This is a genomic window from Amycolatopsis sulphurea (assembly GCF_002564045.1).
GTDB classification, from domain to species: domain Bacteria; phylum Actinomycetota; class Actinomycetes; order Mycobacteriales; family Pseudonocardiaceae; genus Amycolatopsis; species Amycolatopsis sulphurea.
The window spans coordinates 900,750-914,571 of record NZ_PDJK01000001.1 but is presented as its reverse complement, the minus strand read 5'-3'; the positions used below and the strand labels follow the sequence as shown (position 1 = coordinate 914,571).

Sequence of the window (13,822 nt, the reverse complement as noted above, 5' to 3'; positions counted from 1 at the left end):
GGGCGGGGCGGAGCGCGACAGGGCGGGACGGCGCGCGGGCGGAGCTAGCCCACCTCGATGGCGAGCTGGTGCGCGGCGGTCACCCGTTCGAGGGCTTCGGCCAGGCTGTCGGCCATCGCCAGCTCGGGTTCGAGCCCCAGCACCCGCAGCGGCCGCAGCACCGCGCGATGGCAGGCTACGACAAGGAAACCGATATTCGCGGCGGCGGCGATCCGGGCGGCGTCGGTCAGCACGCCCACGCCCCCGGCCGAGCAGAACGTCACCCGGGTGAGGTCGACGATCAGCCCGCGCGGCCGCAACGCCAGTTCGCCGGTGATGCGTTCCTGCAGCCGGCCGGTGGATCGTAGGTCGAGTTCGGCCGCCACGGCGACGACGGTCTCCGTCGCCGTGGCGGTGACCAGGATTCTCGCCGGGGTTCCCGGCAGGTCGAGGTGCGATTCTCGCGTCATGGTGCCCTCCTCGCGACACGCGAGGCCGGACCCGATGTGCACGGCCCGGCCCGGGACCCGCCGAAACGGGCCTCTCTGGGTCGGGCAACGGCACGTGGGCTGAACCGCTCCCGATCCGACCGTAGCGCAGTCCGCCCGCGGATGCACGGCATTCGGCAGGTGTGGGCCACCGCGGACCGGGGTAGCCGGATCCCCGATCGCTACGCACGGGAGGACTGCCATGACCGAAACCGTCGGCGACCACCTGCTCGCCCGGCTGCGCGACTGGGGTGTCGAGCAGGTGTTCTCCTACCCCGGCGACGGCATCAACGGCCTCGTCGCCTCGTTCGGCAAGGCGGGCAACAAGCCGCGGTTCGTCCAGGCCCGGCACGAGGAGATGGCCGCGTTCTCCGCCGTCGGATACGCGAAGTTCAGCGGCCGCGTCGGCGTCTGCATGGCTACTTCCGGGCCCGGTGCCATCCACCTGCTCAACGGCCTCTACGACGCGAAACTCGACCACGTCCCGGTCGTCGCGATCGTCGGGCAGACCGCGCGCACTGCGATGGGCGGCAGCTACCAGCAGGAGATCGAACTCCAAGCGCTGTACCGGGATGTGGCCAACGAGTACTGCATCGAGGTCAACGTCGCCGAACAACTGCCCAACGCGCTCGACCGCGCGTTCCGGGTGGCACGCTCCTCCCGTACGCCGACCGCGCTGATCATCCCGGCGGACCTGCAGGAAGAGCCTTACGAACCACCGCAGCACGTGTTCAAGCAGATGCCGTCGAGCCCGCCCGGCGCCTTCTGGCCGAACCCGGTGCCACCCGAAGCCGGCCTCGCCGAGGCGGCCGAGGTGCTCAATGCCGGTGAAAAAGTCGCGATCCTGGCCGGGCAGGGCGCGCGCGGCGCCGCCGAACAGGTGCGCCAGGTCGCCGACGTCACCGGAGCCGGCGTGGCGAAAGCGTTGCTGGGCAAGGACGTTCTCTCCGACGAACTGCCGTACGTGACCGGCGCGATCGGGCTGCTGGGCACCCGGCCCAGCTACGAGATGATGCGGGACTGCGACACCCTGCTGATCGTCGGTTCCAACTTCCCCTACAGCCAGTTCCTGCCGGAGTTCGGGCAGGCCCGCGCGGTCCAGATCGATCTCGACGGCCGGTTCATCGGCATGCGCTATCCCACCGAGGTCAACCTCATCGGCGACGCCGCCGCGACCCTGCGTGCCCTGCTGCCCCAGCTGCGACGGAACGAAAACCGTTCGTGGCGTGAAAAGATCGAGAAGAACGTCGCCGAATGGTGGGACACAGTGGACCGGCAGGCGAACGTCGACGCGACGCCGGTCAACCCGATGCGGATCGTGCACGAGCTGTCCCGGCGCATTCCGGACAACGCGATCGTCACCGCCGATTCCGGCTCCTCGACCAACTGGTACGCCCGTAATCTCCGCATCCGCGGCGACATCCGGGCCTCCCTGTCGGGCACGCTCGCCACGATGGGTCCGGGCGTGCCGTATGCGATCGGCGCCAAGTTCGCGCACCCGGACCGGCCGGCCGTCGCCCTCGTCGGCGACGGCGCGATGCAGATGAACGGGATGGCCGAGCTGATCACCATCGCCCGCTACCACGGCCTGTGGCCGGACCCGCGCCTGATCGTCTGCGTGTTCCACAACAACGACCTCAACCAGGTCACCTGGGAGCTGCGGGCGATGGGCGGCGCGCCGAAATTCGAAGAGTCCCAATCGCTGCCGGACGTCGACTACGCCGGTTTCGCCCGCAGTCTCGGACTGGCCGGGGTCTCCGTCGACGAGCCGGGCGACCTCGGCCGGGCCTGGGACGCCGCGTTCGCCGCCACCGGCCCGACCGTGCTGGACGTACGCTGCGACGCCGAGGTCCCGCCCATCCCGCCGCACGCGACCTTCGAGCAGATGAAATCCGTGACCGAGGCGGTGCTCAAGGGCGACCCGGAGGCCTTCCACCTGGTGACGCAGGGCGCCAAGACGAAGATGCAGGAGTTCCTTCCCGGACGCGCCCGATGACCGTCACCCCGGCTCCTCCGCCACCGCGCCGCTCCGCCGCGGGATAGCAGGCTACGGAAGGGCATGAGTCGGTGGTGACTCGGCGACGGCACACCGCCGCCGGCCCGCGCCCGAGGCCCGAGGTTCACTCGTCCCGCGGCCGCAGGCGCCACGGGAGCACCAGCCACAGCAAGCCGAACCCGAGCAGGGAGACTCCACCGACGACCGCCATCGCGACCGTCCCGTAGACCACCTTCGCGATCAGCGAAACGGTCACCGTGATCGCCAGCGCCAGGCAACACAGTCCGGCGATGACCGTCCGGTTGCCGGCGCGGAGAATCCAGTCCCGCGCACCGCTGCGGAACAGCACCCGATGCCACGCCGCGGGCGCGGTGAGCAAGATGGTCGAGGCGACAGCGAGCAGTACAGCGGTCAGGTGCAGGCCCTTCTCGAAACCGTCCGCCCCGCGGAACTGGGCGGTGAACACGACCGAAAGCAGGAACCCGAACAGGATCTGCACCCCGGCCTGCGCGACCCGCATCTCCTGCAGCATCTCCGCCACGTTGCGGGTGAGCCGATGCTCGCGCGTTTCCCCGGTCGATTCCGTCATCCGGCGAGTGTAGGCAACCGCGCGCCGACTGCGGTCACCCCGGGACAGGGCAGGCAGGGGCTCGTGGTGTGCTCCAGACCTGTTCTCAGGTCCGTGAAGGGCCCCTTTACGGACCTCCGCGGTCGCACCGCGGTCGACCGCATTGGCCGCCGATGGCAAGCAGCCCGTCTGAGCGCGTACCCCGCCGGCCGGTATCCGGGCGAAGCACGGTGGTCATGCGGACGCGCGGCCAGGTGAAACCGGGGATGCCCGCGGAATTCCCGGACCTCGTCCGGCGGCAGGCAGGGCGCCGCGAGAGGCCGGGACCGCACTGCTCGCCGCGGCCGAACTGCCGTGATTGCCCGGCCCCGCAGCGGGTACCCGATGCGGGAAAGGAGGGCCGTGCCATGCGCATCGTGATCATCGGTGGCGGGTTCGCCGGCTACCACGCCGCGGAGACGCTGCTGCGGACGCTCCGCGACCGCGCCGAAATCGTCGTGGTCAACCCCACCGACTACTTCCTCTACCTGCCGCTGCTGCCCGAGGTGGCGGCCGGGATCGTCGAACCCCGCCATGTCGCGGTGTCCATTCCGGACACCCTGCACGGGGTACGGCTGGTACTGGGCACCGCCACCTCGGTCGACTTCGACGCCGGTGCGGTCACCTACGTCGATCCGGAGTACCGGGAACGGAAGCTGAGCTACGACCGGCTGATCCTGGCCGCGGGCAGTGTGACCAAGCTGCTGCCCATCCCGGGCATCGCCGAGTACGCGCACGGATTCCGCGGCCTGCCCGAAGCGCTCTACCTCCGTGATCACGTGACCCGGCAGATCGAACTCGCCGCCACCACCGACGATCCGGCCGAGCGCGACGCCCGGTGCACGTTCGTCGTGGTCGGTGCCGGTTACACCGGAACGGAGGTCGCCGCGCAGGGTCCCGCGTTCACCGCCGCGCTCGCACGACGGCACCCCGAACTCGACGGGCAGCCGATCCGCTGGCTGTTACTGGACGTCGCCGAACGGGTGCTGCCCGGCCTGGACCGGCGGCTCGGTGAGACGGCGGACCGGGTACTGCGCGAACGCGGCGTCGACGTCCGGATGAAAACCTCCGTGGACGAGGCCGGCAGGGGCGGGGTCACCCTCACCACCGGTGCCGCGGTGCCGACGCGGACGCTCGTGTGGTGCGTCGGCGTCCGGCCCGACCCACTGGTCTCCGAACTCGGCCTGGAGACCGCGCACGGCAGGCTGGTGGTCACCCCGGAACTGAACGTACCGGGCCGGGCGGACGTCTTCGCCTGCGGGGACGCCGCGGCGGTGCCCGACCTCGCCCGCCCCGGCGAAACCACCCCGATGACCGCGCAACACGCGCAACGGCAAGGAAAACTCGCCGCCCGCAACGTCGCCGCGTCGCTCGGCTCCGGCCGCCTGCGCCGATACCGGCATCACGACCTCGGCTTCGCGGTCGACCTCGGCGCCGGGCAGGGCGCGGCCAACCCCCTGCACGTGCCGCTGGCCGGCCTGCCCGCCCGTCTCGTGACCCGCGGTTACCACCTGCTCGCCCTTCCGGGGAACCGCCTGCGCACGGCCGCGGACTGGGCTGGGGAGGCGATCGGCCGGCGGCAGACCGTCCAGCTCGGCCTCGTCCGCTCCGGCGCGGTCCCGTTGGACACCGCCTCGCCCGAACTGCCGCGAACCCGCTGAAGAACGGCCGTAAACCGGAGGAGGAATCCAGAATGGACACAGCCGACCTACGCACTTTGCTGACCGGCGGCCCGTTCGCCTCGGTACACTTCGACGAAACACACGACACCGAAGACGCCGGCCAGCAATTGCGCTTGCATCTCAAGGAAATCACCGCAGCGCTCAACGAGCAGGACGCCGACCGGCCGACCGTCGACGCCGTCCTGCACGCGGCGGAGACCGGGCAGCCCCCGGTCGGGCGCGCCGGACGCAGCCTCGTCGCCGCCCGCGGCACGGTCCTGCTCGACCAGCGGCTCGCCGCCCCACCACCGGCCGGGGAAACGCGATACTCGGCACTCCCGTACTTCCTGCCCGCCTTGACCCATGCCGAGGACGCCACCACGCACCTGGTGGTCCTCGTCGACCGCACCGGCGCCGACATCGAGACGCATCGGCCCGACGGCAGCGTGGAAACCGAGACCGTGCGGGGGCGGGACCATCCCGTGCACAAGGTCCGTGGCGGCGGCGCGGGACACCGGGACGTCCAGTCGCGCGCCGAGGAGACCGCGCACCGCAACCTCGCCGAGGTCGCCGACCGGGTCTCGAAGGCCGCCGAACGCCTCCACCCGCGGGTGATCGTACTGGCCGGCGAAGTCCAGGCACGCACCGAACTCCACGACCGGCTGCCCGCACCCGTCCGCCCGCACACCGCCGAAGTGGACACCGGCAGCCGAGCCCCGGGTGCCGGGCGGGCGGAACTCGACCGTGCGATCCGCGAACTGCTCGCCGGGCAGTATCTGGCCGAACTCGACGACCTCGCCGAACGCTTCCGCGCGGAGGCGGCGCGCGAGCCCGGCCTGGCCGTCGCCGGCCTACCGGCCGTCACCGCAGCGCTGGTGGAGGCGAACGTGACCACCCTGCTCGTCGGCGATCCCGGGGACGCCCGGGTCTACACCGGCGCGGAACCGGGCCAGATCGGAGTACACCGGTCCCGTCTCCGGGCACTCGGCGCCGACGACCCGGTCGAGCATCGCGCGGACGAGGCCCTGCCCTACGCCGCCGTCGCGGCCGGCGCGGATGTCGTCGTCATGGACGAACGCCTCGATCTCGCCGACGGTTTCGGCGCGCTGTTGCGACATTCCTGAGCCTGCCGCCCGACCGGCCGCGGGCCACGGCCGGTCAGCGAGCCCAGCATCCCCTTCCCCGACCGGCCCGCATCACCGAACCGCGAAAGGCCTGCCGACCGGGACGCACCTTCGGGCTGCGGCAGGCACGCACCCGCCGGGCCGTGGCAAGCCCACCGCCCGACATACGTTCGGACCGCGGCATTCCTGCACCACCACCCCGCGACAGGCCCGCTGACCGACACACCCTCACACCGCAGCACACTCGCACCACCACCCCCACGGCAAGCACGCCGGACCGCGGCAGGCCTGCCTGGTTCGCCACGCGTTCTCGGGGCCGCGGCAGACCAGTCCGATCCGGCATGCATCATGCGTGCCTTCCCACCGGCTCACCGACTACCGCGGCGGGTTTATCACCGCCGGACGCCGGGAACTGCGGGACAGTCGTGCGAAAGGAGCAGTCATGCCCGGATCACTCCCCCCGGATCCCGTCCGCGCCGGAGGACCACCGCTGGTCACAGCAGGCCGTCCCGGGGCGCGCCGGCTGATCGTGCTCGATCCGGCCGGCTCGGCCAAGCACGATGGCCTGCCCGCCACCTGGAGGCCGCTGGCCGACCGCCACGAGATCCTCTGGTGCCGCCTCCCGGCCGCGGGTGCCTGGGCCGCCTGCGTCGAGGCACTCGCCGCGCCGGCCGGCCGGCTGCACCGGGGCGACCTGGTCGTGAGCGGGCCGTTCGCGAGCGAGGCTCTCCGCTTGGCCGCGCGATTCCCGGGCACGCTCCGATCGGTCCTGCTCGTCGACCCCGCCGCGGAGGGCACGATCAGCCCCGGCGACGCCCAGAGCGCCGACGAGACGTGGTTCGTCCGGCACGGCAACGAAATCGCCGCGCTCCGGGAGCAGGGCATCGACGTCGAGATGATCGCGCACAGCACCGACGAGACCGACGACCAGCTCCCGCTCGGCCACGGCCGCGTCGTCGAGGCCCTGCGCAGGACCCTCGACAGCCTGCCCGCCGCCGGGCGCGCCGAACTCTGAACGGCGCGCGTCAGGGCGCCCGGTTGATCGTGGAATCCACGCTCACCTCCCACGTGATCAGCCCGGCAGCGTCGGCCCAGGTCTGCAACGCCGCCAGGAACAGCGCCCACACACCGGCGCGCTGCCAGCACCGGAACATGCCACAGACGGTTTGCCAGCCCCATACACGGGCGCCACGGAGAACCGACACGAACCCGCCATCGGATGCCGTCCAGGAGTTGGCGTTTGGGTCCACAGTGGTCGGCGGCCGGGCTTCTTGCCGACGGGCAGCAGCGGTTCCACGACCGCCCACTGAGCGTCGGTCATGTCGGCTCGCCCCGGCCCCGCCAGGCTGGACACGAGGTCTCCGGTGTTCTTGATCAGCTTGGCCGTTGATCGGTCTACCGGAGACCTCGTCTATCCGATCCACGACACGCCACACCCACGACACTGCTCGACAACCTCGCAGGCCAGCACATCGAAACAGGCTCTAGCCAGGCAGCAGCGGGCAGCGAGGGCGATCGCGTCGCAGACGAGACCGGCGCGCGTTTCGAAACGCGGTCACAGTCGCTCCCCGCGAAAGTGTCGCGCGGAATCATAGAATTCCCGCAGTGCGGACAGTTCCGCCGGAGTCAGATCGACGCCCAGCGAGTGCAGGGTTTCCGCGAGTTCGACGCCGACTATCTCGGCAGTCTCGAGACGGCCGTCATCGTATTCGGTGGTGAGCTGGGTGCCGACCAGCCGTCGTGTCACCCCGTCGGCCAGCCGCATCACCACCAGCTGACCGGTGAACGGAGAACGCGGATGCGTGGAAGTGTAGTGATGGAATACCTCGTAGTCGATCTGGCGGGCGGGCAGGCCGAGGGTGGCGTGCAAGGTGTCCCATCCGTCACCGGCGCTTTTCTCGAAGAACCACTGGCCGTTGTCCCAGCGGACCCGATGCCGCCAGCCGGCCTGATCCACTTCGGCCCCGTCGATCAGTGGCGTCGGGTACATCACCCACGCCCCGAATCCGACATCCACCAGATAGTCCGCACCGCCGGTGCGCACCATCGAGAGCATATGGGTGTACGAACCGTGCTCCCGGCCCGGTCGCACCCGGGCGAAACTGCGCCGGACCGCGAAGCCGAGCTCCTCCAGCGCGGCCGCGAACAGCAACCCGTGCTCGAAACAGTATCCGCCGCGGTTCCGGCGAACGAGCTTGTCCACAATGGCCGGAAGCTCGATGCCGCGATGACGGCGCAGCACCACGTCGACGTTCTCGAACGGGATCGCCCGCACGTGCGCGGCGTGCAACGAGCTCAGCGTCTTCGCCGACGGTTCCGCGTGCGGATGACCGACTCGCGCCAGGTAAGCGTCCAGGTCGAATGCGGTGGTGTCGAAGCTCGCCATCGGGTCGGCTGCTGGGAACGAGAAGGGTTCGAGGGATGTCATGGTCCTCTCCTGCAACCTCGGCGTCGGTCAATGTCGCACGGTGCGACGGCGACGCACTGCACAAGTCGTTGCCGTCGCACCGCGGAGGAATCGGGCAGTTGGCCGCCTATTTCGTGCTGGGTCCCTCCCACCCGAAATTCGGGGCGATCGCCACCGCGCGCGCGAACTCCTCTGGGCCCCATTGCGGCACCGGAGTGCCGGGCACCGCGGGCTGACCCGACGCCAGGAAGAACTTCTCGAACCCGGCAGGAGTGTACGCGAAGATCGTATGAGCGACGTGCACGCCGACATTCTTGAAGCAATGCGGGGTGCCGTGCGGGACGAAAACGTAGTCCCCGGCTTTGCCGGTGAACCGATCTTCGCCGACCTGGAATTCCAGCTGCCCGGACAGGACGTGGAACACCTCGTCCGACTCGGTGTGCACGTGCGGCGGCGGGCCGCACCCGGGCAGGACCGAGGACTCCAGCACCGAGAGCGCGCCGTTGGTGGCGTCGCCGCTGATCTTGACGGTGTAGACGTTGCCGTCGAACCAGATCGTCTCCCCCTCGCCGGCCGGGACGAGCGCCGGCTGCTCGGGAGTTATTCCGTGCTCGCTCATGAGACTCCTCGATAATCGGACCAGCCATCGTCCGGCTGGTACAGCCGCACCTTCGTCTGCTGTTCGTACGGCATTCCCCCGGGCAGGTTGATCAGTTCCATCTGCATCCCCCACGGCGTCACGAAGTACACCCACCGATCGCCTTCGATCGGCCCGTCGGCGATGGTTTCCGGGGAACCGAGGACCCGCACGCCCGGCTGGGCGCGCAGGTAGGCGGCGGCCACGTCGACGTCCTCGACGTGGATCGCCAGGTGGCAGCCTCCCCAGTCGCTGTTGCGCGGCAACTGCCTCCGCTGGCCGGGGGCCGTGTACTCGAACAATTCCAAGTTCGTCACCGGTCCCAGCCGCAGCATGGCGACGCGCGCGGTCGCCGCGGCGTCGACGTCGAGCTTGCGGGTCATCCAGTCGCCTTCGGTGTCTTGCACCGAGTCCAGGGTGTACGCGAGCTCTGCACCGATGACTTCCGTGAAGAATTCAACCGCCTGGCCCAAGTCGGGAACCGTGTAGGCGACATGGTGCACCGCGGCAGCCCCGGGGATTCCCCTCCGGCCGGCGGGCCGCGTCACGCGACGGCTCCCGGGGCCAGCGCGGCCGCGTCCTGCGCCGGGGAGCCGGACGGACCGGGCACCTCGACGACCAGCCAGCTCAGCTCTTCGGCGCCGGGATTCGCGAAACGATGCGCTGCCCCCGGCCGGATGGCGACCAGATAGCCGGGGTGCATCGCGTGCGCGACGCCGTCGACTTCCAGTTCGCCATGGCCGGCGAGAACGAAGCAGAACTTCTCCGTACCCGCTTGCGCATCCTCCTCCAGCGATGCCCCGGGCGGCAGCGCCGACCAGGTGATGACCTCCGAGGTGCTGCTCATCCCGTCCCGGCGGATCGTACGGTGCTCGGCGGCCTCGGCCCGGACACCGACCTCCGTGACGAGCAGTTCGCCGCCCGGCTCCGCGCTCTCGTCGAGTCGCCGCAAGGCTTCGGCTGCGTCCGCGAGCTCCGTGACGGTGAGGTCATGCAGGAAGCAGGCTCCGCCGATGCCGACGGGAATCGGCATCCGCTGCCGTCCGTCCCGGTGCTGGGTGGTCTCCCGCAACGCGTGCTCCAGCAGCCCTGCTTCGAGCAACGGGTGCCAGACGGGCAGTCGAAGCCTCCGCATCAGGCCGATGATCCGCTCACGGTCCTGCGCTGACACCAGGCCGCGTGCCTCGGCCAGCATTGTGGTGAGTGCCATGTCGACGGTCACCGCCTCGCCATGCAGGAGCGCTGGAAGCGCCCGCATCTCCAACGTGGGGCTGAACGAGTGGCCATAGTCGACCAGCCGCTCCAGACGCTGCTCCCACAGGTTGGGCTCCAGTTCTTCGAGCATGCCGCCCACAGCGCGGCGGAACACCTCCCTCGTCGCGGTTTCGCCGGACGGCGTCCGCCCGGTGAGCCGTTCGGCCAGCAGGAGCTCGGCGTTGTCCTCCAGCAGCTGGAACAGCCTCGAATCCTTGATCAACGCGATCTTGAGGATCTCCGCGAGACCGTTGCTGATGTGCCGGTCGTCTACAGTGGATAGAAAGCCCCGGTCGAGCAGCGCGACGGTCGGCGCGCAGTACGTGCCGAGCCGGTTCTTGTGCGAGCCGAAGTTCACCCCGGTCTTGATGCCGACTCCGGCATCGACTAGGCCGATGAGGGACGTCGGCACCCGGACGTAGGGGGTGCTGCGCCGGTACATGCTGGCGGCGAAGCCCGCGATGTCCAGGAGAATTCCGCCGCCGATGCCGATGATCGGCTCGTGCCTGCGCGAGATGCCGAACGCGTCGAGTTCCTTCGCCACGGTGAACACCGCGTCCATCGTCTTCGCCTCTTCCGAGGCCCGCAGCACGCACAGGTGATACTCGCAGCCGTTGAGCTCCAGGTACCGGCGGAGGGCGTCGCCGTAGATCTCGTGCACAGTGGCGTCGATCACGATGAACCGGCGGAGCCGCTCCGCCCGGACGGTGGCTCCCGCCTCGAGCAGTGCGGCGTTGGACGGATCGAAGACCCCCTTGGTCATCCGGACTTCATAGGAAATGGACTGTTCCGCCTCGACCTTCCAGCGGAAGGAATCGACTGACGTGTCCGACTGTGCGGATTCGACTGGGAATGCGTTCATTTCCTCGCAACCACTTCATTGACGGCTAACTGCACGGACTGGGCCGCAGCCGTGATCTCGGCCGGGGACGACAACGGGGTGATGCCGACTCCGGAACCGAGGTAGGCGTCGACGACCCCAACGGACAAGGTGATCGAACGGGCGAGAATGTCGTCGGTGCGGGGCAGCATGTTCGCCTCATACCGACGGCCGGTGGGGTGTGCGGGACAGGAGAACGGATGCTCCGCCGGCGTGGGCGTGCGGCGAGCCAGCAACTGGGGCATGTTCCCGTAGTAGTGCCGGCCCGAGTCGATGAGCGTGGACGTGCCGAGCCGCGCGGCCACGCCCCGCGCCACCGCCACGGATTCGAACCGCAGCACCAGGAAGGAGCAGCATTCGCCGTCCGGATCCGTGATCCGCCTGCGCGTCACGCCCGGAAGCTCGCCGAGCGCGTCGAGGAATGCCGTCTTCTGCTTGCGCAGCGTCGCCAGGATGTCGTCGATCTTGCGCAACTGGCCGAGCGCGACCGCTCCGCTCAGCTCGTGCATCCGGAGGTTCATCCCGAACAACGAGTCCGCGTCGGCGATTCCCTGGCGCAACGGCTTGAACCCGTGGTCGTGGAAAGCGAACGCGCGTTCGTAGGCGTTGTCGTCCGCGAGCGTCAGCAGACCGCCGTCGCCACTCGTGATGATCTTGAACAGATTGAGCGAGAACGCACCCGCGTCCCCCACCGTGCCCAGCGCGCGACCCCGGTACCGGCCGCCGCAAGCCTGGGCAGCGTCCTCGATCAGGAACAAGCCGTGCTCGTCCGCAATCCGCCGCAACTCGCCGAGATCGGCGGGGGCGCCGAGCATGTGCACCGCGAGAATGGCCTTCGTCGCGGGCGTGATCCGGCGCGTGACGTCCTCAGGCGAGAGGGTGAGCGTCTCGTCGATCTCGGCGAGAACGGGGATCGCACCCCGGTGGACGATCGCGGCGATGGAAGCGATGAAGGTGTATCCGGGGACGATCACTTCGTCACCGGGGCCGACGCCGAGCGCCGTGAGCGCGGTGAGCAGAGCGGAGGTGCAGCTGTTGACCGCGAGGCAGTGAGCAGCACCCGTGCGCTGCTCGAATTCCCGCTCCAGAGTGTGCACCATGGACGGTTCGGCCGATTCCCCGAATCGGTACCGGTTCAGCTGCCACCCGTCCAGCGCCTGCTGGACCAGTGCCTTCTCTTCGTCACCGAGAAACAGGTATCCCGGGCCGCTCATGTGAACTCCTTCCTGCTGAGAATGGGTGGCCGGCGCGGAGAATTCCCCGTGCGGCCCGTAGCGCGGTCGCCACGCTGGTCAGCGTGGGGTTGCTCGCGGTGCCGGTCGGGATGAGGCCGTTTCCGCCGAGATAGAGGTTTTCCATCCCCCAGACTCGGGATCCGGGATCGACCACGCTGGAATCGGGATCGGGCCCCATCCGCGTGGTTCCCGCGATGTGCAACGGCAGGGTGGGGACGACGAACCGGGGTTCGGAACCGGGCAGGTACGGTCCGAGCGCGGCGGCCGCTCGTCGCAGGTCCGCCATCATCCGGTGCTGCCGTGCGCGATCCTCATCGCTGAGCGCGAACTCGAAGGAAGCCTCCGGCATGCCGTAGACGTCCTTCGCCGTGTCGGAGAAGCGCACCCGGTTCGCCCGCGCCGGGTCGACCAGCCCGAACCAGCGCAGATCGACCACGAGCCGCCCGTCCGTGCCCGGGTCCGCCGCCATGTCGTCGTAGGGAAGATCTCGATGAATCTGGCAGTGCCACGGACGGTCGCGCGAAACCGGGATCCACACGTTGGGATCGAGGTCGTCCGCCGGGATCAGGACCGGGTCGGCCGGATGACCGGCCCGCTGAGCGGCTATCCGCCCGGCGAAGCGCGGATCCGTCGCGGCCCGTTCGAGCAGGTCGTCCCCGAACACGATCTGGCAGAACGCGACCGGTTGCTCGGTGAGGTAACGGCCGAGCGCGGCGGGGCGGATGCCGGAGGCGTAGAGCAACTGCGGCGTCAGCACCGCCCCGCACGCGACGACGTAAGTGTTCGCCTCGACGCGCAGGGTCTGCGAGGTGGTGTGGTCCACGATCTCGGCGTGGTCGACGCGGGACCCGTCCTGCGCCGGCACGAGCCGCGTGCACTGGTGCTGCTCGCGCAGGACGAACCCGCTGTGGTCGTCCTCGGCGAGCGGGCCGAGGACGGTGTCCGCGCCGGTCCAGCGCACCAAGCGGGGGTTGTCCGCACGGCGTTCCGCGGCGATCGGGAGGTCCTGAACGCGATCCGGGCCCGACAGTTCCGCGTACTCGGCGGCGAGCGTATCCAGCACGAGCAGATGAGAGATGGCGTCGGCCGTCAACCCGGTGTCCGTTCGGAGGAGCGTCTCCGCGTCGCGGTAGAGCGCATCCCATTCGCCGGCCGGAAACGCTCCGGATCGCTCGACCACCGGATGGTGCCGGGGAGTCACTCCCGTCCAGTGGGTGGCCATCCCGCCTACCGCGTACGTGGCGACACCCGCGGCCAGGCTGATCAATTCCCCGGCGCGATCCGCCGCCGGGGCGGGTCGTGACAACGGGTGCAGATGCCCGCGGACCAGCGTGCCGAACCGCTCGTGGCTGTGCTGATAGGCAAGGTGGTTCTTCAAGTGCTCACCCGGCCGCCGGGAAAGCTGCGGCCCGGCATCCACCATCAGGACGCTGCGGCCGCCGTCGACGAGCGTGCGCGCGAAGGTGGCGCCCACCGGTCCGGAACCCACGATGAGGACGTCGGTCTCGATGTGCGGACGTCTCATGATCCTCCATTCCCTGGTCAGTCGGTGCT

Annotated in this window: 13 protein-coding genes; 4 read left to right on the top strand and 9 right to left on the bottom strand. The window is 69.8% G+C overall.

Translation table 11 applies throughout. The features are described from left to right. Window positions 1-44: 44 nt before the first annotated feature. Window positions 45-449, bottom strand: a complete 405-nt coding sequence (locus ATK36_RS31985) for an STAS domain-containing protein (protein WP_170069590.1) — start codon at window positions 447-449, stop codon at window positions 45-47. A gap of 220 nt (window positions 450-669) precedes the next feature. Here ATK36_RS31985 and ATK36_RS04190 point away from each other — a divergent pair, with 220 nt between their 5' ends. After that, a complete protein-coding gene (locus tag ATK36_RS04190; RefSeq protein ID WP_098509895.1) occupies window positions 670-2,463 on the top strand; it encodes a thiamine pyrophosphate-requiring protein in 1,794 nt (597 codons plus the stop codon). A gap of 124 nt (window positions 2,464-2,587) precedes the next feature. On the opposite strand, the gene ATK36_RS04185 is transcribed toward ATK36_RS04190, so the two are convergent. After that, window positions 2,588-3,052, bottom strand: coding sequence for a DUF6328 family protein (locus tag ATK36_RS04185; protein WP_098509894.1), 465 nt, complete (start codon window positions 3,050-3,052; stop codon window positions 2,588-2,590). 386 nt (window positions 3,053-3,438) lie between these two features. On the opposite strand from ATK36_RS04185, the gene ATK36_RS04180 reads away from it, so the two are divergent. From ATK36_RS04180 to ATK36_RS04170, 3 genes are all read left to right on the top strand, one after another. Beyond that, the gene (locus tag ATK36_RS04180; protein WP_098509893.1) at window positions 3,439-4,731 is read left to right on the top strand and encodes an NAD(P)/FAD-dependent oxidoreductase; all 1,293 of its coding nucleotides are present in this window, start codon (window positions 3,439-3,441) and stop codon (window positions 4,729-4,731) included. A gap of 32 nt (window positions 4,732-4,763) precedes the next feature. Further along, on the top strand, window positions 4,764-5,855 hold the full coding sequence (locus tag ATK36_RS04175) for an Rv2629 family ribosome hibernation factor (RefSeq protein WP_098509892.1): 1,092 nt from the start codon (window positions 4,764-4,766) through the stop codon (window positions 5,853-5,855). 442 nt (window positions 5,856-6,297) lie between these two features. Continuing rightward, entirely contained in the window at window positions 6,298-6,870 is a 573-nt protein-coding gene (locus ATK36_RS04170; protein WP_098509891.1) for a hypothetical protein, read from the top strand. A gap of 10 nt (window positions 6,871-6,880) precedes the next feature. Here ATK36_RS04170 and ATK36_RS34155 read toward each other — a convergent pair whose 3' ends face one another. The 7 genes from ATK36_RS34155 to ATK36_RS04135 form a co-directional block, all read right to left on the bottom strand. Then, window positions 6,881-7,009: a hypothetical protein gene (locus ATK36_RS34155; protein ID WP_281259005.1), complete on the bottom strand. Its 129-nt coding sequence runs from the start codon at window positions 7,007-7,009 to the stop codon at window positions 6,881-6,883. Window positions 7,010-7,410: 401 nt separating this feature from the next. Next, entirely contained in the window at window positions 7,411-8,283 is an 873-nt protein-coding gene (locus ATK36_RS04160; RefSeq protein WP_245914306.1) for an arylamine N-acetyltransferase family protein, read from the bottom strand. A gap of 106 nt (window positions 8,284-8,389) precedes the next feature. Then, the gene (locus tag ATK36_RS04155) at window positions 8,390-8,881 is read right to left on the bottom strand and encodes a cupin domain-containing protein (RefSeq protein WP_098509890.1); all 492 of its coding nucleotides are present in this window, start codon (window positions 8,879-8,881) and stop codon (window positions 8,390-8,392) included. Beyond that, entirely contained in the window at window positions 8,878-9,447 is a 570-nt protein-coding gene (locus ATK36_RS04150; RefSeq protein ID WP_098509889.1) for a VOC family protein, read from the bottom strand. The genes ATK36_RS04155 and ATK36_RS04150 overlap by 4 nt, the downstream gene beginning before the upstream one ends. Further along, window positions 9,444-11,015: an iron-containing alcohol dehydrogenase gene (locus ATK36_RS04145; RefSeq protein ID WP_098509888.1), complete on the bottom strand. Its 1,572-nt coding sequence runs from the start codon at window positions 11,013-11,015 to the stop codon at window positions 9,444-9,446. Before ATK36_RS04145 ends, ATK36_RS04150 begins: the two co-directional genes overlap by 4 nt. Next, window positions 11,012-12,247 (bottom strand): DegT/DnrJ/EryC1/StrS family aminotransferase, encoded by a 1,236-nt coding sequence (locus tag ATK36_RS04140; protein ID WP_098509887.1) that lies wholly within the window; start codon window positions 12,245-12,247, stop codon window positions 11,012-11,014. Before ATK36_RS04140 ends, ATK36_RS04145 begins: the two co-directional genes overlap by 4 nt. Further along, window positions 12,216-13,793, bottom strand: coding sequence for a GMC oxidoreductase (locus ATK36_RS04135; RefSeq protein WP_098509886.1), 1,578 nt, complete (start codon window positions 13,791-13,793; stop codon window positions 12,216-12,218). The genes ATK36_RS04140 and ATK36_RS04135 overlap by 32 nt, the downstream gene beginning before the upstream one ends. Window positions 13,794-13,822 lie beyond the last annotated feature (29 nt).